The following is a 25,709-nucleotide window of genomic DNA, read 5'->3' as shown; positions in this document are numbered from 1 at the left end:
GAATAAAGCGGGACTACTCTGACTGGCACGCAACCCGGTCTTCCTCCGTGCTGTTTAACAGACAGGCGCATGGTTTGACGCAAGGGAGGGCAGCCTTGTCACTTTTTGCCAATATGTCATCAGGCGAAGGCTGGCTCCAGCTTGGTGAACTCGTGCTTGCTTTCATCCTGTCGGCACTGGTGGGGATGGAGCGGGAGTTCAGGCAAAAAAGCGCTGGCCTGCGCACTTACACGCTGGTGGGAGTGGCCTCCGCGCTGTTCATGCTGGTGTCAAAATACGGGTTCAACAACATCCTTGATGCGGGGCGTGTCGTGCTGGACCCCTCACGCATCGCGGCACAGGTGGTATCGGGCATCGGGTTCATTGGCGGTGGGGTCATCTTCATGCGGCGTGACATCGTGCGGGGGCTGACCACGGCTGCGTCAGTCTGGCTGACTGCGGCACTGGGCATGGCCTGTGGGGCGGGGCTGATTACGCTGGCGGTAGCGACAACCATCGGCCATTTCATCATCATGCTCGGCTTTCCGCGCATCAGCCACCTTATTCCACGCGATCATGCCGCCCGCTCGGTCGGGCTGTTCCTGTCCTACCCTGATGGGCGAGGGCTGCTGCGCGTGATCCTGATCCGCTGCACCAGGCTGCGTTTCACCATTACCCGCGTCAAGCTCGAGCCGCCTGATCAATCCCTGCACGACCCTGAAACCCTGCAGGATCTGCGCGACCGACAGCACGATGCGGAGCTACCACCGCCAGATGAAAGGCCGGCCCATGGCACGGTCACGCTGTTCATCAAGGTACGCGGCAGGCGACCCGTCTCGCACCTTGTTGCCGCGTTATCGGATATTGATGGCATGATCAGCGTGGAAACCGATGAAGGCGATCATGACCCCGAATAGGCAGCCTGCACCCGGCCGCTCAGACCGGCAGTTGCACGCGTCCCTGTGCATCGCGGGTTACGGCAGTCGTGGCCACAACCGCGCCAACAGGCAGGGGAGCATACAGGTGCGGAAAAAGCTGCCCTCCGCGTGAGGGCTCCCAGCGCACTGCTGCCGGGTCGAGCAGGCCAAGATCGACCGCAAGCAGCACAAGGCCGCTCTGGCCTGCAAAATGCTTTTCAAGCGTGCCATGCACCTGCGGCCCGGTGGAGAAATGGATGAAGCCATCCGCTACATCAGCCGGCGAGCCTTTGAACAGGCCCACGCGGGCAAATGCTTCATGCTCCGGTGCAGTCAGGATTTTATAGACGATATGATCTGTCATGACGTTCTGGTCCGGTCAGGGGAGGGCGCAGCATAGGGCAGCGCGCCGCCAGAGGAAACATGCCGCCCGCCGTAGCTCCTGCCTGCGCGCAACGCGACCAGAGCCACCCCGGCCAGCCCTGCGCTCCACGCCAGAACCCCGTAAGGGCCAGCGCTGGACAGAACCACCCCGCCACACAGCGCGCCCGCGCCGATGCCGCTATTGAAGCCCGTGACACAGAACGAACAGGCAGCTTCGCGCTGATGGGGGGCCAGTTCAATGGCATAGCTTTGCGGGCCAAGATTGATCAGGGCGGCAATGATGCCCCATACCGCCATATCCACCCACGCAAGCCACGCAGACCAGCCCGAGGCGAGCAGCAGCACATGGCTTGCCATCAGGGCGAGCATGGCGATGCCAATCATACGCCCCGCCGACCAGGGCAGGCGACCGCCCAACCAGTTGCCTCCGATTCCCGCTACGCCATAGACCAGCAGCAACAGCGGCACCAGCCGTTCTGGCGTGTGCGGTATGGCTGACAGAAGCGGAATGATATAGGTATAGGCCGTGAAGTGGGCGCTCACCACCAGCGCGGTCAGCACAGCGATGTAACGCAGCACCGGTTGGCGCAGAAGAGCTGGAATATCAAGATGCCTGCGCTGCGAAGGCAGGGGCGGCAATAGTGTCAGAACGCCGCCCATGATAGCCAGCGCCGCAATGCCGCACACCACGAATGCCGCCCGCCAGCCCAGCCATTGCCCGATGGCCGCAGCCAGGGGAATCCCCCCGGCGAAGCCCACCGCAACCCCCGTAAATGCCCATGCCGTAGCACGCGCCACCGGCATATGGGGCGCGAGGCGCACGGCAACCCCCGCGATGATCGACCAGAAAATGCCATGCCCGAGCGCCAGCGCGACCCGCATCACCGCCATGAGTGCGTAGTGACTGACAAAGGCGCAGGCTATATCCATCACCCCCGCCAGCCCCAGCAGCACGGCCATGAGCGTACGCCGGTCCAGCCCCGAGGTCAGCAGCGTGAGCGGGATGGCCGTCAGCGCCACCAGCCAGGCATAGCCCGTGACCAGCAGCCCGATGCGACCGGGCGAGACATGCAGGCCAGCCGCCATGTCCGTCAGCAGCCCGATGGGCAGCACCTCGGTCACCAGCCAGACGAACGCCCCCATCGAGAGCATGACAATACGCATCATAAACTCATTTACCTCCCGGCACGCCGCCTGCTTGCAAGCACAGCAAAACCGGGCCGCTTTAACGCCATATCCATAGGGCGAAAAGGGGGGTGAGACGCACAATTACGGTCATGATGTAAAATCGGTCTGGTCATCGCGGCACCAAGGGAGCACCGTGGGGGCAATCAACCACCGCTGCGCATGAATAGACGGAAAGGTTCGCATGATGATGCCCCTCCCTGGCAATGATACGGGACCAGCCGTGCTGCATTTTCCGCGCCGGGCCATCCTGCCGGTAGGCGAAGCATCGGATTACCTGGGCATCCGCCCCCGCCACCTGCGCGCTATGCGCCTGCTGCGCTGCGGGCCGAAAACCATCACCATCAACCGCGAGACGCTCTATACCGAAGAAGACCTGCGCAGCTTCCGCCAGGGATTGCTCAATATGGTGGGCGTTACGGAAAACGGAGGACTTTACCGGGAACTCAGGCCCGGCGAACGGACCACCGCAACTGAGGGCGACCCGCTGATCGTGCTCCTGTCGCGTCATATCATCCGCCGCAAGGCCTTGCTGGTGGGCCTGTGGAGCATGATGGCGGTGGGCATTGGCATCGACCTGATCCTGTTCTGAACAGACCGGAGTGCCAGCCGCGATGAGGCGCTTGCAAAGCACGGCATGGTGGGAACAAAAAAAGGGGCTCCATCAGGAGCCCCTTTTCTGACACATGGTGTCAGGCGCGCAGATTACTGCTGGCCGTGGTCGCCATGCTCGTGGTCATGATCGCCATGCTCGCCACCGTGCTCGTGCTCGCCATGCTCACCACCGCGCTCTTCACCACCGTGGTCACGGTCGCCATGCTCGCCGCCCTGACCGTTCTGGTCGTGACCTTCATGGCCGCGATGGCCGCCATGGTGGCCACGGTGCTCGCCGTGGTGCTGCTCGTTGTTGTCATCCGCATGAGCAGCGACGGGCAGGGCCAGACCGAGGGCCGCAGCAAAAAGCAGTGCTTTTTTCATGTAATTTATTCCTTCCTAACGAACTGATTTTTTCAAATCAGATATTACCTTATAAAATAACGGTCCGATGATATAAAGGGCATACCGCTATTTCATTTGTAACCGAATGCATCACTTATATCTCTGAAGGTCAATACCTGAATTTTACGTGATGCTGCCATGCATTTCAGGCATCATCATACAGAAAACCTTCATCGGATACCGTATGCGTGGCATCCTGCGGGCGGGCATAGCCGCGCCTGCTGCGCCATGCGCGCAGCAGGGCTTCACGCCACTCTTCATGCGGCTCTTTGCGGGGTTTTGGAGTGGAATCGGACTGTACGTTCATGATCCGGAAACCTTTGAAAAAGCCCGCCAAAGCGCAGGCAGGGATGCTTAACAAATATGGAACATCATAAGTGTGACGATTGTATGAATCCTGTTTCGCAGCACCCCGGCTTTTTCCCTTATGCAGGCGGCCCGGATCGACCTCGTTCTGGTATTGTTAGGAATCTATTCTTCCTGTGCCGCAGGTAATTCAGATCCACCCCACTGCAATAAACGTGATGGCGAAAAATTGCCGGAACCGGGCGAAACAGCGTGGCCATGCCGTCATATGGTCTGAGCAATACGCGCACTTTTTCTGGCCCTTGCGGAGCATCCATGGTCTTGTAGGGACCACGAAACACCAGAGGGCATAAGCGTGTCCCACCCGCAAAGAAAGGAAAACCGACCATGCAGATTGATCTGACAGGCCGCACGGCCATTGTAACAGGATCGACCGGCGGGATCGGCCTGGCCATTGCCAGGGGACTGGCCGCGAGCGGTGCACATGTCATCATCAACGGACGCCGCCCGGCACCGGTAGCCGAGGCGATCAAGGCGCTTTCCGCATTGGGCAAAGGCAGCGTGGCTGGCTTTACGGGCGATCTGGGCACGGCGGAAGGGTGCGCGGCGCTGGTATCAGCCCACCCGCACTGCGATATTCTGATCAACAATCTGGGCATTTTTGAGCAGAAAGATTTTTTTGAAACTCCGGATGCCGACTGGACCCGTTTTTTCGAGGTCAATGTCATGTCTGGCGTGCGGCTTTCACGCGCCTATCTGCCGGGCATGCAGAAGCGTGACTGGGGGCGCGTGGTGTTCATCTCATCAGAATCAGCGTTCAACGTTCCGGTCGAGATGATTCATTACGGTTTCAGCAAGACCGCGCAGGTCACCATCGCCCGCGGCCTGGCGGAGCGGATGGCAGGCACCAATGTAACCGTCAATTCCGTGCTGCCAGGGCCAACCCTGTCGGAAGGACTGGCGGAAATGCTCAGGCCCGAGCAGGAAAAAACCGGCAGGACGATGGAGGAAGTCGCGGCGGAATTTGTAATGCAGCACCGTCCTTCCTCCATTATCCGCCGCGCCGCCAGCGTGGATGAGGTGGCAAACATGGTGGTTTACCTGTCCTCGCCGCAGGCCTCGGCCACCACGGGGGCGGCCGTGCGCGTTGACGGTGGCGTGCTGAGCACGATCTGACCCGGGCAGCCCTGCGCGCATGCGTCCCGCGCCGGTCATGGCCGGGGCGTGTCGCAACCCCTCCATGACCATGCGGATTACTGGTAGGAGAACAGGGTCTGTCCATCACCATGCCGCAGGGAATTTTAATGTCCACCACCGTTCTTTATTCACCAGACGATGTGCGTGCCGCAGGGAGAAACGTTCTCCTGATTGACGTGCGTGACCCCAGGGATTTCGCGGCAGGTCACATTCCCGGCGCCGTCAACATGCCGGACATTTTTACCTATCTGGCCGAAACCTCGCATGAAGGGCTGCACAAGTTGCAGCAGACCTTTGCCTCCCTTTTTGCCGATTACGGGCTGGATGGCACCAGAACCGCCATCGTGTATGAAGACGCCCTGCACACCCGTTATGGCGCATCCTGCCGGGGCTACTGGATCCTGCGTTATCTGGGTTACCCCAAGGTGGGCATTCTTGATGGTGGGCTGAGCGCGTGGCGCAGGGCCGGGGGCACGCTAACCACCGATGTCACCCGCCCCGCAGGCACGGACTTTCCCCTGCGGCCTGATGCCAGCCTCATGGCAACGCAGGCCGAAGTGCGGGCAGCGCTGGGCTCTTCCACCATCAAGCTGCTCGACAACCGCGACAGGGTGGAATGGCTGGCTGAGAGTTCATCGCCCTACGGGGTTGATTTCGCGCCGCGCAAGGGGCGCATTCCCGGTGCCGTGTGGATCGAATGGTATGACTTCATGAAGGTGACCGACAACCATGCCGCCTTCCGCACGCCTGATGAAATCCGCGCACTGGCCGCCACGCGCAACCTGCACCCTGATGATGACATCATCATCTACTGCTTCAAGGGCGCGCGTGCCGCCAATACCTATGTGGCGCTGGCCTCGGCCGGGTTCAGCAGACTGCGCATCTATATGGGTTCGTGGAACGAGTGGTCACGCAACCTGGAACTCCCGATTGAAGGCGGACTGCCAAAAGCCGCCGCGCCCTATAACGGCGCCTGAGGGAAGAAATGAGGGGACTTTTTCACGCCTGCCCTGACGTGAAAGGCCTTTTCTGGAACACATCAGGGGCGAGTTTACGATCCTTGTGCCAGTTCGCCCTGCCGGGCGTGACTGGTCATGATGTCCCTGGTCATGGCTTCAACCTGCCGCGTCAGGCGCGAAAGCTGCCGGGTACGGTCATGCACCAGGGCAAGCGTGAGATGGGGCACCTGCGCGCCCGCAAGCGGCACAAAAGCCAGTTCCCCACGCAGGACCTCGGCCATGACATCGAGCGAACTGAGAAAGCAGATTCCGATCCCCGCCGCCACCAGCGAAAGCATCATCTGCACGTTGTTTGCCCGCGCGGCCACCGGCGGGCTGACACGCCCGCTTTGCAGCAGCCTGTCGAACACGGTGGCGATGGCAAGTGGCTGCTCGGGCATGATGACGGGATGATCCATGCACTGCGCCAGCCTGACCGAACCTTCCCGCGCCAGCGTGTGTGCAGGCGGGCACACGAAGCCGAGGGGAAAGGTCATGCGGCGCAGTACCACGATGTCGCGCATGTCATCAGGGTCGAGCACAAGGGCCAGATCGCCTTCACCCGCCAGGAGAGCCTGGCATATCCGTTTATTGTCCCGGATGTTCACATTCAGCACCACGCCCGGATGGCTGGCCTTCATGCCTGCTACGAGTTGCGGCACGAAAGCGCGTGACAGGGCCTCGGGTGCCAGCAGGTCAACCTGCCCGCGGCGGATACCCTTCAGGTCATCGATCTGGCGGGTCAGGTCATCCAGATCCTTAACCCAGCGGCGACCGGAGGCATAAAGCAGTTCGCCTGCTGCCGTCAGGCGCATGCCGGTGGGCAGCCGCTCGAACAGGGGTGTCTGCAATTCCTTTTCACCCAGCAGGATATGCCGGTTGATGGCTGAACTGGCGATGTGCAGTTCCTCTGCCGCGCGGCGGATGGATTTATGGCGCGCGACCGCCAGAAAATAGACCAGAAAGCGGGAAAAGGGGTGCATGCGTTCTTATTTCGAGAATGGGAAAGGCTCAATTATGATATATCTGAGAGCATGCTGCATGTGAAATGATCTTTCTGAAAGCCGCTGGAGCCTTTCCGGCCCGTTCAGGAGACCCCCATCGTGACCCTTGCTGCCACTGCCCCCTCTTTGCCCCGCAACATGACATTTGATGCCGATGACTGGCTGATCCTGGCCCGTTGCTGGCACCCGGTTGCCCTGGTGCGTGATCTGGGCACACAGCCGATGGGCGTGACCCTGCTTGATGCCCCGCTGGTGCTCTACCGCGCGGGAGACACGATTGTGGTGGCCGATGATCTGTGCCCGCATCGCGGCGTGCCGCTAAGCATGGGCAAGGGAGATGGGCAAAGCGTGGCCTGCGCCTATCATGGCTTCCGTTTTGGCCAGCAGGGGCGTTGCGTCAGGGTGCCCGCCCACCCTGACAGCGCCATTCCCGGCAAGCTGAACCTGCGTACCTACCCGGCGGTGGAGCGATACGGCCTGATCTGGACCTGCCTGCGCCCCGATGAGGCGCCGCCGGTCATTCCGCCCATGCCGCACTGGAATGACCCGGCCTACCAGCAGATCAACTGCCCCTTTATCGACATTGCCGGTTTTGCCGGGCGGCAGGTGGAAGGCTTCATTGATGTCGCCCACTTCGCTTTCGTGCATACCGACACCTTCGCCGACCCCGAAAACCCCGTGGTGCCCCCCTACAAGACACACATCACGCCCGACGGGTTCGAGGCCGAATATCGCAGCAGCGTGGGCAACTACCCCATTGGCAAGACGGATCGGGGGTGTCCCGGCTTTGAATGGCTGCGTCACTTCCGGGTGCATGTGCCCTTTACCGCCACGCTGGAAATCCATTTTCCCGATAACGGGCGGCTGGTTATCATGAACACGGCTTCACCCGTATCCGCGCGGCAGACACGCATGTTCGCGCCGATGTGCCGCAACTTCGACAAGGACCTGCCGCTGCAGGATGTCTATGACTTCAACCTGCGTGTGTTCGAGGAAGACCGCGCGCTTGTCGAGGCCCAGAAGCCCGAGAACCTGCCGCTCGACCCCACGCTTGAGGCCCATGTCATGGCTGACCGCAGTTCGATCGCCTATCGTCGTGCCCTGCGCACGATGGGCCTGAGCCAGTTTTTTACGGCATAACGTCATGTCAGCTCTTTTTCCTGTTGTCGTGCATGATGTCATGCCGGAAGGCACTGATTGCGTCCGCCTGCGCCTGGGGGCAAAGCCGGGGCAGGGGGTGCTGCCCCGCTTCGCGCCCGGCGCGCATGTCGATGTCCTGACCCCTTCGGGGCTGGTGCGCCAGTATTCGCTATGTGGCGACGCCGATGATCCCGGTTTTTATGAACTGTGCATCAAGCGTGAAGCCGCCTCACGCGGGGGATCGGACTCCCTGTGCCGCACGGTGGAGAAGGGGATGGAACTGCACATTTCACCGCCCCGCAATGCCTTCGCGCTACCAGCCGCGCAACATTATATACTGATTGCAGGCGGAATCGGGATTACCCCGCTCCTGTCCATGATGGCGCGGCTGCAGCGTCAGGGCGCGGACTGGGCGCTATATTATTACACCCGCACGCCCGATCAGGCACCGTTCAGGGACCGGTTGCGAGCAGCCCCCTATGCGAGCCGCGTGCATATGGCCACGAGCCTCAAACAGGGCTATCCCGCTGCACTCTCCCACCCTGAAGCCGATACGGCCATCATGCTGTGTGGCCCGGATGGCTTCATGCAGGCTGTGTCATCCCACACCATCGCCGCGGGCTGGGAGCCTGCGCAGATCCATACGGAGTATTTCCGCCCTACGGAAATGACATCTGATGATGATGAGCAGGCATTTGAGGTCGTGCTGGCCCGCTCCGGGCGCAGCATGACCGTGCCGCCCGGCCAGAGCATTGCCGGTGCCCTGATGGCAGCGGGTATTGAGGTCAGCCTCTCGTGTGAACAGGGCATGTGCGGGGCCTGTGTCGTGCCGCTGCTGGCAGGGGAAGGCGCGCACCGTGACATGGTACTGACCGAGGCGGAGCAGGCCGGTAGCATAGCCCTATGCTGCTCACGTGCCCGTACGCCTTCTCTCACTCTGGACCTGTAACAGTTATGATCAGTTTATATTATACAAATCCAAGCAATATTTTATCATTATAAACAGTTTCCTGGTTGATTTTTAAAGGGTCTATTGAGGATCAATTTTCCTCAAAGGCCCTGAAGTGATTCAGAGCCTGTATAAATCATGTTTATTGACAACAGCCTAATCCGCAAAGATGGATGCGCCGGTGTCCTGGCAAAAAGGCGGATCTGGAATATGCACTGATCGATGGTGTGGAGTCCGAGTTCATCATCACAGGGCAGGGGGCAAACCAGGGGCTGGAAAACAGGCAAACAGCACAAAAAACCATCAGCCCGGCTGATTTTTTTCAAACTATGACTAATTATGGGTATTGCCTGCCTGTTCCGCACCGCTTGATTATAGGCGGAAAAGTTATTATATGTCACGGCGACCATAACAAAATATAAATCAACACGTTCTGTATTGAAATGCCATTTAGGCCCCACGCCCAGCCCTTAAAAGGACTGGGAGCAGGCGGCTCTTGGGTGGAGCATTACATCAATGGCATTGACACAATACATGCTCTCATGACAAAGCCGTTTCATGGAATGAGGGAAATGACACATGCCGAGCGACGAAGTTGCCGCACAGACCCGGCTACGCATTATTGAAAGCTTTGTCGCCCTTATCGAAGAGTGCGATGATGTCACGGTCTCGACGGCCTATATTGCAAAACGCGCCAACCTTTCGGTCAGAATTGTCCATGAGTATTTTCCCTCCCGTGATGCCCTGTTGCGGGCTACGGGCGAATGGCTGAATACGCAGGTATTCGGCTTTGCGCTGGGCACAGGCGCGGATGATCTGGTGCAGGGCTTCCGCGTCGCAGCGGAGCGGTTTGATGAGCACCCGAATCTTTCCCGCATCCTTGCCCTGACACGGGTAGGGCGTTCCATGCGGATCAAGTTCCGTAATGAGCTGCTCATCCGTCGGCGTAGAACGCTATGGCACGATACGCCAGATGTGCCGGCTGCCGACCGACGCCGGGCAGAAGCCGTGATTGCCTGCCTGGACAATGTCCTGTCGTGGCTTACGCTCAAGGAAGAATTCGATATGAACGGCAGCGAGGCAGGTGCCGCCATCAGTTGGGCCATAGAAGTGATCCTGCGTGAAACCCGTGCCATGGCCCCTTCAGATCAGTCTTCCCAACCCTGATTTTCGTCCTGCTCCGGCTCAAAGCTGATCGGGCCCGGGCATGATGATGGGCGCTTGCTGACAACACGGAGCATGATCCGGACCATGCCGCATCAGCAAAACGTGCCCTGGAATCTGGTGCCCATCATTCCTTAAGGGCATTTTCCTCTTCGCCCGGCGCTGCATCGAGCGCGCGGGCGAGATCGCCCCTGATGAAAGCATCGAGAATATTACCAAGAAAAGCGGCCATGCCTTCACGCGGGTTGTCATTCTTCAAAAAAGGCCCGTTGGCCGCGTGCATGACGAACAGGTTCGATAAACCGCAGAGCATGGCGTACATGCCGTAACCGGCCTGCACTTTATGGCTCAGAGTTTCCATGTCATTGGGGCCGAAATCATCGGTCAACGTGAAAATCCGCTGGCCGTAGATCAATTCCATCAGATCCTCGAACGCAGCCCCTGACGTAATGCGGTAGCGCGGATAGGCATAGGCATCCGGTATATGACCGAACATAAGCCGGTAGATCTGGGGATGAGCGCAGCCAAAATCCACGCAGTAAAATACAAAGCGCTTGAGCGCATCGGTACGATTGGCGCAAGTGCGGTTGATATGCGCGATCTGCTTGCGGAAAACCTGCAGATACTCCACGGCAATATCAAGCAGCAGGTCGTTCAGGCTTCCGTAATGGTTATAGAAATTGGCCGGAGCGACCTTGACTTCCTTGGCGAGGCGACGCACCGAAAGATCTTCAAGCCGTTCGGATTCAAGTATCCTGACGGTCGCAATGCGCAGATCTTCGGGGACGTTTCCTTTATGATAGCGTCTTGGAATGGAACGGCATCCTTCTGAAAAGGCATAGCATAAGCGCATGAACGTAAGATTATAATCAAAGATTATCTTGCAATCGAGTATGGTCAAAAAATGATAGATTTTATACAAAATGTGAAATAATTCCTATTTTGTATCTGGTCACCATAAAATTCCTATTAACATTTTATCGGATGCTCAGTGGGCAAGGGATACCCCGCCATTTCCCGTATCTATAACGCACCATTCTGACAGACTGCAGGGGATGCAGAATTGATATCAGAACGGATCCTTTCTTTGACAGCGCGGGTCCTGACCTGATGTCAGATGGAAAATGCCATGCGGCCTATTGGATTCATTATCTTCTGGCGAGAGGCGGACGTAAGCGGCATGCACAGGCTACGGAATTCCTTTCCTCAATTCCAACATCCAGTTTAATGAACCATGTTCATATAAGACCCTTCACGAGATGCCATTCATGGACATTATTGTTACAAAAAATATAAATATTTATGCATTTATACCTTCTCGATATGGCGGTAAAAATTATTTAACTACCTGGGAAAAATCATAAAAATTCTTCTTTTCACGGAAATTAGGAAATGATTATCCATCCTGCACGAGGGATGCTTTCTTCTTGACAGGAAATTAATCGGAAATTAATACCGATACGAGGTGAGGAAAAAGCCTTTCTACCCACATAGCCAGACACGCTTTCATTCTATGCATTCATTAAGAATTATTCGACCTGGATGCGAGGGACAGATTTTGAGTTTAAAATGAACGATGTTCATATTAAGTTACCTGCTTTCCCTACAAGGGGACGCATACCCTTGGGAAAGCTCGATTAAATTTTAACGATTGCAAGGCAGCGACACAGCTGAACATGGTCAGGGCAAAACGCATAGCGGACAAAGTCACGGTCCTGATGAAAAAGACACCGCTGAGCCGGATGCCCCCGTGGGTGCCGGTTGTCATTGGTGCATGCATCATGGGATTCGCGGGGTCCATAACGCTCAGCCTGTATTCACAGGGCATACTGTGCCTTGGCACGGTCACGCTCCTGCTGGTGCTCAACCGCAGGCCGGGGCGGGGCATTACCATATTCCTGATGATGCTGTCGCTGTTCGTATCCCTGCGCTACATCATATGGCGGCTGACCACCACGCTGGAATTTCACGGGTGGATACAGGGCGGCCTGTCCATACTGCTCCTGCTGGCCGAGACCTATGCCCTGGTCACGCTGTGCCTGAGTTACTTCCAGATGTCATGGCCGCTGGGGCGCAGGGAGCATGCCCTGCCAGAGAACCCGGCCGACTGGCCGAGCGTGGATGTGTATGTGCCATCCTATAATGAGGAACTGTCCCTCGTGCGCTCGACGGTTCTTGGCGCGCTGGAGCTTGACTGGCCGGAAGACAAGCTGAATGTCTATATTCTTGATGATGGCAGGCGGGCGGCTTTCCGTGATTTCGCGCTCGAGGCAGGCGCGGGCTATATCATCCGCTCGGAAAACAACCATGCCAAGGCCGGCAACCTCAACCATGCCCTGAAAGTAACTGACGGGAAATTCGCCGTCATCTTTGACTGCGATCATGTTCCCACCCGCGGCTTTCTCAAAAGAACCATCGGCTGGATGATTGCCGACCCCAACCTCGCCCTTCTGCAGACCCCGCACCATTTTTACGCGCCCGACCCGTTCCAGCGCAATCTGGCGGCAGGCAGGCATGTGCCGCCTGAAGGCAACATGTTCTATGGTCTGGTGCAGGATGGAAATGATTTCTGGGATGCAACGTTCTTCTGCGGCTCGTGCGCCGTCATCCGCCGCTCCGCCGTTATGGGCATTGGCGGCTTTGCCACCGAAACCGTAACCGAAGATGCCCATACCGCGCTCAAGATGCAGCGCAAGGGCTGGGGCACCGGGTATCTGCGCGAACCGCTGGCAGGCGGGCTGGCTACCGAGCGGCTGATCCTGCATATCGGCCAGCGCGTGCGCTGGGCGCGCGGCATGCTCCAGATCATGCGGGTCGACAACCCCATGCTCGGCCCCGGTCTGCGGTGGGAGCAGCGGCTTTGCTATCTTTCAGCCATGTCGCACTTTCTGTTCGCCATTCCGCGCGTGACCTTTCTGGTCTCGCCTCTGGCCTATCTTTTCCTTGGTGAAAACATCATCGCGGCATCACCGCTGGCCATCAGCGCCTACGCGCTGCCGCACATTTTCCATTCCATCATGACCCTTTCACGTGTTGAAGGACGGTGGCGCTATTCTTTCTGGAGCGAAATTTACGAAACCTCGCTCGCACTGTTCCTGGTGCGCATTACCATCGTAACCCTGCTCCAGCCCCACAAGGGCAAGTTCAACGTAACTGACAAGGGCGGCCTGCTGGAGCGCAGCTATTTTGATTTCAGCGCGGTCTACCCCAATATCATCCTGGCGCTGATCCTGTTTGCAGCCCTTGCGCGCGGCATATTTGGCATCGTCTGGCAATATCACGACCGCCTGGCCCTTCAGTCCTTCGTGCTCAATACCCTGTGGGTGGTCATCAGCCTCATTATCGTGCTGGCCGCCATCGCCGTGGGTCGCGAAACGCGCCAGACCCGCAGTGCGCCGCGCATCAGCGTGCGCCTGCCTGTAACCATTACCGATGAGCAGGGCAGGGCGTTCCATGCCCATACGCATGACCTATCGCTAGGCGGCCTGTCGGTCGATATGGACTGGCCGCACAATGTCGAAACGCCACAGACCGTGATGGTCAGTTACGACAACGAGCGTGACGGCATTCATACCCATGTGCCCGCCGAGGTCATGGCCATGCACCCGGGCAACCTGCGCCTGCAATGGGTGCGCCGGGGCTTGGGCGATGAACGCCAGGTGGTCGACATGGTGTTCGGGCGCAACGATGCCTGGGCCAATTGGGCCGATTTCCCCCCTGACCGCCCGCTCCGCAGCATCGCCATGGTGTTCAGGAGCATTGGTGACCTCTTTAAATGGCGCAAGCCTGAAAAACCCCGCCCCATTGCGGATGCAGAAGAAAACACCGTGCCCATGGTGGAAGAAAAACTGGAGAAACAGAGCCTCGTGCTGAAACCTGCCCAACGCAGCGCCCGCAATGGGGCTGCCCTATCCGCCACTCTCCTCGTAGCCTTCACGGCCCTGGCTCCGGCCGCACTGGCCCAGGGGCTGCCGCCTGCGCCTGCAACCGCCACGGCAGACCAGACCGGAATCAGCGCCCAGACCCCGTTCGGTGACAGCAATACAGGCATCGTGCCCGATGTGGCGCCGCCGATCGACCAGATGGCCGCAGCCCGGATCAGCGATACGGAGGTGACGCGCACCCTGTCGTTCCGTGACCTGGGTGCTACGACCGGGCCGCTGACATTGCGCGGCTACTCCCCGCTACAGGGGCTTGATGTGGTCGTGCCCGCCAACCGGGTAGTCACACATGCGCAACTCACCCTGTCTGGCGCGCTTTCGCCCTCGCTTCTGCCAGAGGCGAGTGCTGTCACGGTCACGCTGAACGAGCAGTATATCGGCACGATCAAGGTCAACCCCGACCATCCCGAATTCGGCCCCGTCACATTCGATGTCGATCCGCTATATTTTACCGGAGACAACAAGCTCAATTTCCGTTTTGCCGGTGAATACAGGCGTGATTGCAATGATCTCTTCAACGAGATCCTGTGGGCGCGCATTTCCGACAGTTCGCGCATCACCCTGACCACAGTGCGGATCGCGCCCGAGCGCAAGCTTTCACGCCTGCCCGCGCCCTTTTTTGATCCCAACCTGCGTGCAGCGCTGCGGGTGCCATTCGTCATGCCTTCCCCCGAAAACCGGGATGACCTGAAGGCTGCGGGCGTGATTGCCTCATGGTTTGGCAAGATTGCCGATTTCCGCGCGCTGTCCTTTCCCGTTTCCACGACCGTGCCTGCATCGGGCAACGCGGTTGAAGTGGGCCGCAACATTCCCCTTGATGCCAATGGCACGCTGCCCACCGGCCCGACCCTGGCCGAGGTCGCCAACCCCAATGACCCTTGGGGCATCATCCTGATCGTGACCGGGCGCACCGCGCAGGAAGTCGAGGCAGCTGCGCGCAATCTGGCCTTTTCACACGATACGCTTGGCGGCGTCGCATCGAAAGTGGTGGAAGACGTCACCCTCGACCCCCGCCAGGCTTATGATGCGCCTGCCTTCGTGCCAACCGACCGGCCCGTGCGCTTTGGTGAACTCGTGGGGGCGGCCGACCTGCAGGGTGGGGGCTATACACCCGCGGGCATGACGCTGCCCTTCCACCTGCCGCCCGATCTCTATACCTGGCGGGGGCGGCCTTACCTCATGAACATGTGGGTGCGCGCACCGGGCGGCCCCGTGGTGGACCTCGAGACCTCACGCGTCGATGTCAGCCTCAACAACAACTATTTGCAAAGCTACTCGCTTTCGCCACCCGGCGTGTGGCAGAAATGGTCGGAAAGGCTGGTCAACCAGCATGCGGGGGCCACGGGTCACATGACCGCCCTGCCGCCGTGGCTGCTGTTTGGCCAGAACCAGTTGCAGTTCAATTTTGACGCCCGCCCCATTGACCGGGGCGCGTGCCGCCGCACGCCGGGCGATATCCGCATGAGCGTGGATTCAGATTCCACACTCGATTTCCGCCGGGGCTACCATTACGCCGAACTGCCCAACCTGTCCTATTTCGCCGAGGCCGCCTTTCCGTTCTCCCGCATGGCCGATCTGTCCGAGACGACGATCATCCTGCCGCAAAGCCCGGATGCGGGCACGGCAGGCTCGTTCCTTGACCTCATGGGCTTTTTCGGTGCGACAACATGGTACCCCGCCGCAGGCGTGCACATCATGACGGCGGACCAGATGAAAAATACCACGCCCCAGGGCGATATCATCCTGCTCTCCACCGCCGACCGGCTGGATTCATCAGCGGCCACCCTGCTGTCACGCTCGCCTTACGTGATCAGGGACGGGCACGTGCGGGTAGGACAGAGTCTGGGGCTGCAGGGCATCTGGTACCTGTTTCAGGACCACGATCATGCAGGCCTCCTCAACGGCGTGACTGCCCACCTCAATGCGCCGATTGCCGAGGCCGGGGTCATGATCGGTGCGCAGTCGCCCTATGACAGCCAGCGCTCGGTCATTGCCTTTGTGGGCGATACGCCGCAGCGTGTCCATGATCTGGTGCTCAGCCTGCGCAACACCAAGGATCTGTCCTCCATCCAGGGGGATCTGGTGCTCAAGAACGCCGAACAGTTTACCAGTTACCGCACGGCGCCGACCTACAAAGTGGGCTCATTACCCCTGTGGCTGCAACTGGACCGGTATCTGAGTTATCATCCTTTCATTCTTTATCTGGCCGGTCTATCAGGGGCGGGGTTGACCGCCTTCGGGGCGTGGAGCTGGCTGCGCGCCAAATCACGCAGGCGCGTGCTGGATGATGACACGGGCAGTGGTGCATAAGGCACAGTACCCCACATGCTGGCTGTACCCACAAGGTGCGGCCTGCCTGAACGGGAATCCCCATCGCGCCACTCCGGCCCATAAATAAATTCTTATACGGAGAAGTAATTCATGAGTGCACTTCTTGCTGGCCTCACGCTGCTGATCATCGGCGACAGTCACGTCACGTTCAAGGACTCCCTGCTGTCCGTGCTGCCGGACGAATTCAGCCGTCAGGGCGCGAAAGTGGTTACCTACGGGGTCTGTTCCTCCACCGCGGCCGACTGGGTCGTACCCAACCCCAACAATGGCTGCGGCGCTGCCGAGCGCATTGGCGATGCCCCGATTGGCGCGCCCAACATGAAGCCTGCATCGCCCCCGCCCATCAGCGACCTCGTAGCCAAGTGGCATCCCAATGTCGTAATGGTGATTCTTGGCGATACTATGGCAGCCTATGGTCAGGCCTCCGTATCGAAAGACTGGGTGGACGAGCAGGTCAAGACCCTGACCTATGCCATTGGCAAGACCGCGTGCATCTGGGTGGGGCCGACCTGGGGCCAGTTCAGCCCGCGCTATGGCAAGACTGACCAGCGCGCAACCGAAATGGCAACCTTCCTCAAGGGGGAAGTGACGCCCTGCACCTATGTCGATGGCACGGCGCTGCTCAAGCAGGGCAGCGTGAACACCATCGATGGCATTCATGCAACACCTGAAAGCTACAAGGTATGGGGCAACGCGATCGTGCAGGCGACGCTGCCTGAACTGGAAAAGCTGAAAGACGCTCCGCCTGCCACCGGCCAGTAAGGTCGCCCTTTACGGAAGCACGGCCGACACCGCGCGGCGTGCTTCCGTATCTGCCCATGACGGGCACAAGACGTGGAAATCTGTTGATGCTGCATCTGAATGAACCTGCCCCTACCACGAGCAGGTGGCGTGAAATACTTGAGAAAGATTTTTTCCCCCTCAACCGTCGGCGCGACATCGATGGGCTGCGTGGCCTTGCCATTGCCCTTGTGGTCCTGTTCCACGCAGGCTGGCTGCAGGGCGGCTTTATCGGTGTCGATATTTTTGTGGTGATCTCGGGCTATTTCATGGGGCGCTCGGCGCTCATGCAGCATCCGTTCCAGCCCCTGCGGTTTGTCTGCCGCAGGCTCTACCGTTTGCTGCCCGCGCTGGTCTGCATGATTGGCCTGGTCTCGGCTGGCATGCTATGGTGGGTCCTGCAAAGTGACCGGGCTGATATTGCCATCAACGGGGCCTATGCCCTGGTGTACCTGTCCAACATATGGGCGTCGGGGCATGTCGGGTATTTTCAGGGGCAGAGCATTGCCTACCCGTTCCTGCATACATGGTCGCTCTCGCTGGAAATGCAGTTCTATACCATCATCTTCCTGATGGCGCTGCTGCTGCCGCTGACCAGACACCGCAAGCTGGTGCTCTCGGGCATTTTTACCGTGTCACTGGCCTATTGTGCATGGAGCTACGTCAAGGGCGATACGCAGGCTTATTACAACATATTCGATCGCCTGTGGCAGTTTTCACTTGGCACCATGATCTGGATATTTCCCCGCCCACGCCTTTCCCCGGTTGTGGCAAATATTGTCTATACCATAGCGCTGGCGGTGATTGTGGGGGCAGGGCTGTTCTATACCCTTCAGTTTGCCTGCCCGTCCTACATGACCATCTTCCCCTGCCTTGCGGTGGCCACCATCATCATGCTGCCCGAAACACAGGTGGGCAGGCTGTGCCTTGTGCCCATTTCGCCGCTCGGGGTCATTTCGTATTCGGTCTATCTGTGGCACTGGCCGGGCATCGTGGTGGCGAATTACCTGTTCTTCTTCCAGGTACATGGGCTGATGATGGCTGCCGTTCTGGCCATCGTTCTTGTCATCAGCGTGCTGAGCTACGTATTCGTGGAGCGGACCGGGCTTGATTATGAGGACCGGGTTGCAGTGAGTGTCCGCAACCGTGGCGCCGCCCTGCTTGTTGGCGCGTGCATGACGCTGGCCGCAATCCTGTTCTATATCTCTTATGTGTCCCGTGTTCATTAAACACGACATAAAAGGACGATACCACACCGCCAGCACGCTGCCTGCGGGGCGTGGGTGGCGGCGTGCGCCCGCAGCCTGGGTCATGGTGTCTCAGCCCATGCGCCCGGCACGAAGCACGCTGAAGCTCATTTGCGGCATGGTGGCGGGGGTCATCCTGTCGGGCGAGATGGCTCAGGCGCAGGCGGATCCTGCCCTGGCCATCCAGAACAGCCCGACTGCCACTGAGGGCACAACCATCACGGTCACGCCCACGCAGGACCAGGATGCGGAACGCGCGCACATGGCGCATGCGGCAGCCGTGCTGGAACTGCTGCTCAACCAGGGTTATTACTGGCTGGGCCAGCATAATCTGAATAAAGCGCATGAAACGATAGACCGCGCGATTTCGATCGAACCCAATAATACTGAAGCGCTCTATCTGCAGGGTCGCCTGCAGATGGCGCAGGGCAACACTGCCCAGGCTTCGACCACACTGGCCCGGCTGGAACGCAATGGCACGGCACCGGGGCTGGTTGCCGACCTCAAGGCGCAGATACAGGCTGGCCCCGTAGACCCCAAAGGCCTGGCCGAGGCCCGCGCCCTTGCAGCGGCAGGCAAGATGATGCCGGCCATGTTCAAATACAAGGCGCTCTTCAAGAACGGCGACCCGCCACCCGATCTGGCGCTGGAATATTACCGCGTGCTGGGGGCCACCATTCTTGGCCGCCAGGAGGCCCAGACCAAGCTGACCGCCTGGGTGCAGCGCAACCCGCGCGATCTCGATGCCCGGCTGCTGCTGTACCGGATCCTGACCTACCGTGTCACGTCCCGGCCCGAAGGGATGGACGGCCTGCGCACACTCGCCCGCTCCAACGCGCCCGCACCAATCCGGGACGCGGCGGTTGCCGCATGGCGCGAGGCGCTGTTGTGGGAGCCGATCACCGGCCCCACCATTCCGCTCTATAATGAATGGCTCGGCCAGCACCCTGATGATGCGGAAGTGACCGAACTGCTGCACAAGGCGCAGGAAACACAGAGCGCCATCGATGCCGCGACCGCCCATCAGGAAGGCTATGCCCTGCTGGCCCGTCATAACCTGGAAGGGGCGTCAGAACGATTCCACCATGCCCTTGCACTCAATGTCCATGATGCCGATGCACTGGGCGGGCTGGGGCTGGTGGCGCAGGCCCGGCAGCAGCCTGTCCAGGCCATGCAGTATTTCCTGCAGGCGATACAGGCGGACGCGGACGCAGCCCCCCACTGGCGGGCAGCCATCAGGGCACTGCAGTCCGGCGCAGGCGGCGGAGGCGTGGACCCGCTTGTTGTGCGGATATTACAGGCCATCAATGACGGCCACTATGATACGGCACGCACGGACCTCGCGGCTCTGGGCCGCCGGCCAGGCAGCAGGCTGACTTTCCTGTCGCTCGAAGGCATGCTTGAGCGCAGGCAGGGGCATGATGCGCAAGCCGAGCGCATCTATCGTGAAATCCTGAGCCAGGCACCGGGCAATGCCGATGCGCTGTTCAATCTGGGCGGCATCCTGATCCAGACCGGGCGCGGGGCGGAAGCGCAGGATATCATTGCCCGCCTCAAACCGCTGCGCCCGGCGCTGGCGGCACACCTGCAGGCCGCCGATCTTTCTGCCCGCGCCGACCAGATGCGTGATGCGGATGAACGCGTTGCCCTGCTGCGCCAGGCCGTGGCCATTGAGCCCACGGACCCGTGGATACGCCTCAAGCTTGCCCACGCGCTTGATGATGCAGGCGGCCATTTTCAGGCGCAGAGCCTGATGGATGATCTGACAGACGCAAAATCCGTCACGCCAGATGACCTGCAGGCCGGGATCATCTACGCCATGGGCCAACATGACCTGACCACCGCCGAGCGCCTGATGGCGCGCCTGCCTGCAGGCGGGCGGAGTGCGGGCATGGCCAGCATTGCCAGCCAGATCGAGCTGGCCCGCCACATACAGGCGCTCAACCGCGCGCCGCGCGCGGATAATGCCGCCCTCGTGGCGCTGGCCAATCAGCCCGACCCCACGGGCGACCGGGGCGTGCAGATTGCTGGCGCCCTGATTGACCGGCATGCCACGCGTGAGGCGCAGCAGGTGCTCGCTGAAGAAGAGCGCCTGACCCAGCCGCCCAAGGCTGCGCAGATGTTGGCCTATGCCGGACTATACCTGCGCCTGCATGCCACGTTCGACACCACGCGCTGCCTCAGCACCTTTGATGCAATGGCACGCGACTTTCCGGGCTATGCCACTGCAGACCAATTACGGATAAGAAACGATATTGCCATAGGCCTTGCCATTATAACCGCCGATGGCTTTGACCGTTATGGCCATACCACGCAGGCCTATCAGGTGATGGCCCCCGTGCTGCGCGCCCACCCTGAATCAGCCGAGGCCCATCTGGCCATGGGCCGGATCTACCAGACACGCAACATGCCCCAGCGCGCGCTGGAGGAGGACCAGATTGCCCTGCGCCTCAAGCCGCACAATATCTATGGCCTCGCCGCCGCCGCGCGTGATGCGGGCGGCGCAAGCAATATGAATCTGGCGCGGAGTTATGCCGACCGGCTGGCGCATGAAGACCCCGATGGCCCGATGAGCTGGGAAGTGCGCTCCGATATCGATCGCGTGGCCGGTAACACGCGCGCGCAACTGGCCGATGTGGAACATGCCCGCCGCGCCCAGCGCACGCTTGATGGCGAAGCCGCGTATGAAGGCCATGAGAGCTTCCTGCCTGACTATCGCTGGCCGTTCATTGACAGCAATTATATCGACCTGCAGGGGGCAACACTGCCTGCAACCTATCATTACATCCCCGAGGATGACGGCGGTGAGGCGATGGACCGGCAGATTGTCTACCTGCGCGATTCCGTATCACCACAGATCGACGCCAACAGCTTCGTGCGCAGCCGCACGGGTGTTGCGGGGCTGGGGCAACTGACGGAATTCGCCGTGCCCATCACCGGCACGCTGCCGTTTGAATCATGGGAGCACCGGCTGTCCTTCTCGGTCACGCCCACGCTGCTGTTTACGGGCGATGCACTGAACAATGCCTATTCAGCCCACCAGTTCGGCACCTATGCCATCAATGGGGCCCTGCCGGGGGCATACCACCATTACTATACGCAGGGCGTGGGGCTGAGCCTGAACTACGTCAACCACTGGTTCTCGGCCGATGTGGGGTCTTCGCCGCTGGGCTTCCCCATCACCAACGTGGTGGGGGGCGTGGAATTCGCCCCGCGCCTGACCCGTAACCTTGGCCTGCGCATAAGCGGGGGTCGCCGCATGGTCACGGATAGCGAACTGTCCTACGCGGGCATGCATGACCCCGGCACGAACCGGGTGTGGGGCGGTGTGACGCGCATGTTCGGCCACGGCGCGCTGGAATGGTCCGCGCCGGGGTGGAACATCTATGCCGGTGGCGGCTTTGCCTATCTGGATGGCACGCATGTGCAGAGCAATACCGAGGTGGAGGCAGGTGCCGGCGGCACCGCCACTGTATGGCAGACCCACGACCGGCAGTGGTTGCGCGTGGGACTTGACCTCATGTATTTTGGTTACAAGCGTGACAGTTACTTCTTTACATGGGGGCAGGGCGGCTACTTCTCACCACAGCAGTATTATGGTGCGATGGTGCCGGTTGAATGGTCTGGGCACAATCAGCGATGGACATGGTTCCTGCGCGGGGAAGCAGGGTTCCAGCATTATCACAGCAATGCAGCACCTTATTACCCAACGAGTGCCAGCCTGCAGCAGCTTGCGGCCTCGAACCAGCCTGACGAGTATTCAGGCAGTGGGGCGAGCGGCCTTGCGGGCAATGTGCGCGGGCGCCTTGTCTATCAGTTTACCCATCGGTTGCGGGTGGGCATGGAAGGCGGCTACAGCCGGGCAGGCAACTGGTCGGAAACCAGTGGCATGTTGATGACGCATTACACATTTGATGGTCAGTAATACAATCAATCCGGGGCAGGTTCATGCCCTGCACCTAATATCCGGGAACAGCATTACATGGAAACGCGCGGAAGAGTTCTGGCCTGCATCACGGCCATGGCCGCCCTTGGCCTGCCCGCCCTTGGGCTAGCGGCACAATGCCCGGCAGATGACCATAAGGGCGCAGAAACCTGCATTCCGGCCAATAGCGCCATGAATAAAGGGCTGAACCGCTCCCCCGGCACGAATGATGACGTGAGCAAGGGTTACGCGCCAGGCGATCTGTGGCAGGCAGGCGGGCATGTGTGGCGCGCAACCGCGCTCACGCCGGGGGCCGCGCAGTGGGCTGCCGTACGCACCTCGAATGCCCCCGCCGACACCTTTGGCCCACATGCCCTTTTTGCCGGTGGGCCTACGCGGATGGTCAGCGCCTATTCCGGCCCCGCCGTGGATATCGAGACGATTTCAGGCGGCCAGACCGTTGCCACCACGCTCGCCATACGCCCTGATGGCATGCTCGATACCGCGACCCTCACTCGCGCTCTGGCCGCACGTGATGCGGGCACCTTCGCCACAGTGACCCGCGTGTATGACCAGACCGGCCATGGCAACCACCTCGTGGCTACGCCGGGGCACCATGTCGTGCATATCGGCGCGGTGCAGGTTTCGGGGCAGGAGACCCTGTCATGGGGTGAAAATAACGGGCCGGGCGGATTTGTATTGCCGCAGACCCTCAAGGTGCCCGCCAACAGCTTCTTTTTTGGCACCACGGGCACGTATGCCTCATCCAATTCCGGCTATTCGGCTTTTCCCGTGCCGCTCATGCTCGGGCAGAAAGGGCAGGAATTCAAGGTTTTCATGGGCAGCTACACGCTCGATGGCTTTGTGCATGTGGCCGACATGCGCAGCCCGGACCTGCGCACGGACATGATCATCAGCAACGACCCCGCCGCTTTTGGCCTCAGCGCAACACCAGGTGGCTACCGGCTTGAAAATGGCAATAACCATGTCGTGCTCGGCGGGGCGCTCCCGGAGGGATCGTTTGCTGGCGGGTATATCGGGTATAATGCCGATGGCGGCCCCTGGTTTGAACAGGGGCGCAATACCGGGCAGTGGACCGGTATCGTCATCGCCGACCAGGCTGCCACGGCCGAGCAGGAGCAGGACTTTGAAGCTGCTGCCGCAGTGGCGGGCGATCACATGCCGCAGTTGCGTGATGCTGTCGTTGCCATTGGCGATAGCCGGACGGAAGGCTACGGCCTGAGCGATGGCACGAACTGGCCCTATATCATGCAGCGTTATGCCCGCTACAGGAGCTACAATTTTGCCGTATCAGGTGCCACGACCAAGCAGATGCTGGACATGGTACCTGCGGCCGAAGCGCTGGCGGGTCATCCCGGCCACAAGGTTGCGATCGTGTTTGGTGGCTTCAATGACCACCTGCACCAGATCAGCACCGGCGAGACGGTCCATAACCTCGGGCAGATTACCAGCCGCCTGAAAAAGGCCGGCTATCGCGTTGCCTTCCTTGATGAGGCCCTGACGCAGGGCGCACCGCGCAAGGCACTGGCCAGCGCGGTAGAGGCGGGAAAGATCCCTGCTGATATCGAACTCGATCTTTTTTCATCCGGCGAGCCTCTTTTCGATGTGCTTGACCAGACAAAATGGCTTGCCGATACCACCCACCCCAACCAGGCCGGGCATGACATCATGGCACGCAATGTGTGGCAGAATATAGTCGGTTTTCTTGGTAAATAAGAACACCATACGCCTGTAAGGAACAGTTTTTCCGATGCCGCCTTTTTTGTAAAAGGCGGCATTTTTTTAAGCGGCCTGAAGCGCCCGCTTTCCAACAGGGCGGCATGCTGTAATTTCACGAATGTTCCATAAAATGGCTTGCCGTGAGTAATATTCCCACCGAACCCATAAGGGCACCTTCTACCCGCACGCCTGCTTTTCAGGACAGGAATTCAATGCAGTCTTTGGAAACGATGAACAGGTTTGGCTGGGGAATACGGGGCACGGAAACAGTATCTGACAGGCCGCGCGACTGGCTGGCACGTCAACTGCGTGAACCTGATGCCGCCCGCTTTACCGGCGTGGGCACCACGGCGGACGGGCTGATTGCGCTGCGTACGCAGCGTATGAACAGGATGCAGGGCGACCCGCTCGTCAAACCGATCTTTCAGGCTGAGGTCGCAACCCAGCTCGACAACCTGCTGCTGACCCGCCAGCCTTTTCGTGAGCGGCTGGCGTGGTTCTGGTTCAACCATTTTACTGTCAGCCTGCGGCAGGGCGGCACGCGCGCGATCATTGGCGCCTACATGCGCGAAGCCATACGGCCGCATGTAACAGGCCGGTTCGTGGACATGCTGGTTGCCGTCATGCGCCACCCGGCCATGCTGATGTATCTTGATAACGCCTCATCCATCGGGCCGGACAGCCCGGCAGGGCGCAAGGGGCATCGCGGCCTGAACGAAAACCTGGCGCGCGAATGCCTCGAACTGCATACCCTCTCGCCACAGGGGGGCTACACCCAGGCTGATGTCACGGCCTTTGCCGCCATCCTGACCGGATGGGGCGTGGACCTCAAAGCGGATCAGCCCGGCTTTGTCTTCCGTGAAAAGGCGCATGAGCCCGGCATCAGGACCATGATGGGCCACCGCTTTGGGGAAGGAGAGGAGGGCGGCCTGCAGGCACTGCATTTTCTGGGCACTCACCCGGCCACTTACCACCATATCGCCACCCGGATGGTCACCCATTTCATAACCGACACGCCTGATGAGCACGATGTGACACAGGTCAGCCGGGTATTGCAGCAGACGGAGGGCAACCTGGCCGCTGCCGCCCTGATGCTGCCCACGCTGGTGGATACGACTGCGGCGGGCGGCAAATTCCGCTCGCCCATGGATTATGCCACGGCGGTGATGCGTGCCCTGTCGATGGGCGGCACGCCGAGCCAGCCGGATGACCCCCACTCGTCCGCGCATACGCTGCTTGCAGCCTTTGCCGCGCTGGGCCAGCCGCTATGGACCGCGCCACTCCCCAATGGTTGGAGCGACCGCGCCGCCGACTGGGCTGCCCCCGCCGACATGCTGGCCCGCAGCGACTGGGCGTGGCAGATTGCGGGGCAGATGCGCAAGGGCGACCCGCTGGATATTGCCCATGCCGTGCTTGGCCCGGCACTGCGGGCGCAGACAGTGACGGCAATGCAGCATGCAGGCTCAAGGCAGGATGCTCTGACACTCCTGTTTTCCTCACCCGAATTCCAGAGGCGTTAAAAT

Annotated in this window: 19 protein-coding genes; 14 read left to right on the top strand and 5 right to left on the bottom strand. The window is 60.1% G+C overall.

Annotation, left to right across the window (positions count from 1 at the left end; all coding sequences use genetic code 11):
• The first annotated feature begins 113 nt into the window (after positions 1-113).
• Positions 114-896: an MgtC/SapB family protein gene (locus FMA36_RS13710; protein ID WP_206065329.1), complete on the top strand. Its 783-nt coding sequence runs from the start codon at positions 114-116 to the stop codon at positions 894-896.
• A gap of 19 nt (positions 897-915) precedes the next feature.
• Here FMA36_RS13710 and FMA36_RS13705 read toward each other — a convergent pair whose 3' ends face one another.
• Together FMA36_RS13705 and FMA36_RS13700 are read right to left on the bottom strand one after the other, a co-directional pair.
• On the bottom strand, positions 916-1,260 hold the full coding sequence (locus FMA36_RS13705) for a DUF952 domain-containing protein (protein ID WP_159262881.1): 345 nt from the start codon (positions 1,258-1,260) through the stop codon (positions 916-918).
• Entirely contained in the window at positions 1,257-2,447 is a 1,191-nt protein-coding gene (locus FMA36_RS13700; RefSeq protein ID WP_159262880.1) for an MFS transporter, read from the bottom strand. Before FMA36_RS13700 ends, FMA36_RS13705 begins: the two co-directional genes overlap by 4 nt.
• A gap of 202 nt (positions 2,448-2,649) precedes the next feature.
• Here FMA36_RS13700 and FMA36_RS13695 point away from each other — a divergent pair, with 202 nt between their 5' ends.
• Together FMA36_RS13695 and FMA36_RS13690 are read left to right on the top strand one after the other, a co-directional pair.
• Entirely contained in the window at positions 2,650-3,057 is a 408-nt protein-coding gene (locus FMA36_RS13695; RefSeq protein WP_240906368.1) for a hypothetical protein, read from the top strand.
• A gap of 125 nt (positions 3,058-3,182) precedes the next feature.
• The gene (locus FMA36_RS13690; protein WP_159262879.1) at positions 3,183-3,470 is read left to right on the top strand and encodes a hypothetical protein; all 288 of its coding nucleotides are present in this window, start codon (positions 3,183-3,185) and stop codon (positions 3,468-3,470) included.
• 139 nt (positions 3,471-3,609) lie between these two features.
• Here FMA36_RS13690 and FMA36_RS19200 read toward each other — a convergent pair whose 3' ends face one another.
• Positions 3,610-3,771 (bottom strand): hypothetical protein, encoded by a 162-nt coding sequence (locus FMA36_RS19200; RefSeq protein ID WP_167518036.1) that lies wholly within the window; start codon positions 3,769-3,771, stop codon positions 3,610-3,612.
• A 386-nt stretch (positions 3,772-4,157) separates the two neighbouring features.
• On the opposite strand from FMA36_RS19200, the gene FMA36_RS13685 reads away from it, so the two are divergent.
• Positions 4,158-4,946, top strand: coding sequence for an SDR family NAD(P)-dependent oxidoreductase (locus FMA36_RS13685; RefSeq protein ID WP_159262878.1), 789 nt, complete (start codon positions 4,158-4,160; stop codon positions 4,944-4,946).
• A gap of 128 nt (positions 4,947-5,074) precedes the next feature.
• Positions 5,075-5,944 (top strand): sulfurtransferase, encoded by an 870-nt coding sequence (locus tag FMA36_RS13680; RefSeq protein WP_206065105.1) that lies wholly within the window; start codon positions 5,075-5,077, stop codon positions 5,942-5,944.
• 74 nt (positions 5,945-6,018) lie between these two features.
• Here FMA36_RS13680 and FMA36_RS13675 read toward each other — a convergent pair whose 3' ends face one another.
• The gene (locus FMA36_RS13675; protein ID WP_159262877.1) at positions 6,019-6,948 is read right to left on the bottom strand and encodes a LysR family transcriptional regulator; all 930 of its coding nucleotides are present in this window, start codon (positions 6,946-6,948) and stop codon (positions 6,019-6,021) included.
• A gap of 159 nt (positions 6,949-7,107) precedes the next feature.
• Between FMA36_RS13675 and FMA36_RS13670 the strand changes: the two genes are divergently transcribed.
• From FMA36_RS13670 to FMA36_RS13660, 3 genes are all read left to right on the top strand, one after another.
• Positions 7,108-8,109, top strand: coding sequence for an aromatic ring-hydroxylating oxygenase subunit alpha (locus tag FMA36_RS13670; protein ID WP_159263977.1), 1,002 nt, complete (start codon positions 7,108-7,110; stop codon positions 8,107-8,109).
• A 4-nt stretch (positions 8,110-8,113) separates the two neighbouring features.
• Positions 8,114-9,058, top strand: a complete 945-nt coding sequence (locus FMA36_RS13665; RefSeq protein WP_159262876.1) for a PDR/VanB family oxidoreductase — start codon at positions 8,114-8,116, stop codon at positions 9,056-9,058.
• Positions 9,059-9,637: 579 nt separating this feature from the next.
• Positions 9,638-10,225, top strand: a complete 588-nt coding sequence (locus FMA36_RS13660; RefSeq protein WP_159262875.1) for a TetR/AcrR family transcriptional regulator — start codon at positions 9,638-9,640, stop codon at positions 10,223-10,225.
• A 124-nt stretch (positions 10,226-10,349) separates the two neighbouring features.
• On the opposite strand, the gene FMA36_RS13655 is transcribed toward FMA36_RS13660, so the two are convergent.
• Positions 10,350-11,123 (bottom strand): TetR/AcrR family transcriptional regulator, encoded by a 774-nt coding sequence (locus FMA36_RS13655; RefSeq protein WP_240906367.1) that lies wholly within the window; start codon positions 11,121-11,123, stop codon positions 10,350-10,352.
• An 817-nt stretch (positions 11,124-11,940) separates the two neighbouring features.
• Between FMA36_RS13655 and bcsA the strand changes: the two genes are divergently transcribed.
• The 6 genes from bcsA (at position 11,941) to FMA36_RS13625 (ending at position 25,706) form a co-directional block, all read left to right on the top strand.
• On the top strand, positions 11,941-16,473 hold the full coding sequence (bcsA, locus tag FMA36_RS13650) for a UDP-forming cellulose synthase catalytic subunit (RefSeq protein WP_240906366.1): 4,533 nt from the start codon (positions 11,941-11,943) through the stop codon (positions 16,471-16,473).
• Between the two features lie 111 nt (positions 16,474-16,584).
• Complete coding sequence (locus FMA36_RS13645) at positions 16,585-17,256, top strand: SGNH/GDSL hydrolase family protein (protein WP_159262873.1); 672 nt, start codon at positions 16,585-16,587, stop codon at positions 17,254-17,256.
• An 86-nt stretch (positions 17,257-17,342) separates the two neighbouring features.
• Positions 17,343-18,503: an acyltransferase family protein gene (locus FMA36_RS13640; RefSeq protein ID WP_159262872.1), complete on the top strand. Its 1,161-nt coding sequence runs from the start codon at positions 17,343-17,345 to the stop codon at positions 18,501-18,503.
• Positions 18,504-18,585: 82 nt separating this feature from the next.
• Positions 18,586-22,446: a cellulose biosynthesis protein BcsC gene (locus FMA36_RS13635; protein ID WP_240906365.1), complete on the top strand. Its 3,861-nt coding sequence runs from the start codon at positions 18,586-18,588 to the stop codon at positions 22,444-22,446.
• A gap of 57 nt (positions 22,447-22,503) precedes the next feature.
• The gene (locus tag FMA36_RS13630; RefSeq protein WP_159262871.1) at positions 22,504-24,183 is read left to right on the top strand and encodes an SGNH/GDSL hydrolase family protein; all 1,680 of its coding nucleotides are present in this window, start codon (positions 22,504-22,506) and stop codon (positions 24,181-24,183) included.
• 215 nt (positions 24,184-24,398) lie between these two features.
• Positions 24,399-25,706, top strand: a complete 1,308-nt coding sequence (locus FMA36_RS13625; RefSeq protein ID WP_159262870.1) for a DUF1800 domain-containing protein — start codon at positions 24,399-24,401, stop codon at positions 25,704-25,706.
• Positions 25,707-25,709 lie beyond the last annotated feature (3 nt).

Origin of the sequence: Komagataeibacter xylinus (assembly GCF_009834365.1) — a bacterium.
Lineage (GTDB): Bacteria > Pseudomonadota > Alphaproteobacteria > Acetobacterales > Acetobacteraceae > Komagataeibacter > Komagataeibacter xylinus_D.
This window is presented reverse-complemented; position numbering and strand designations above follow the sequence as displayed.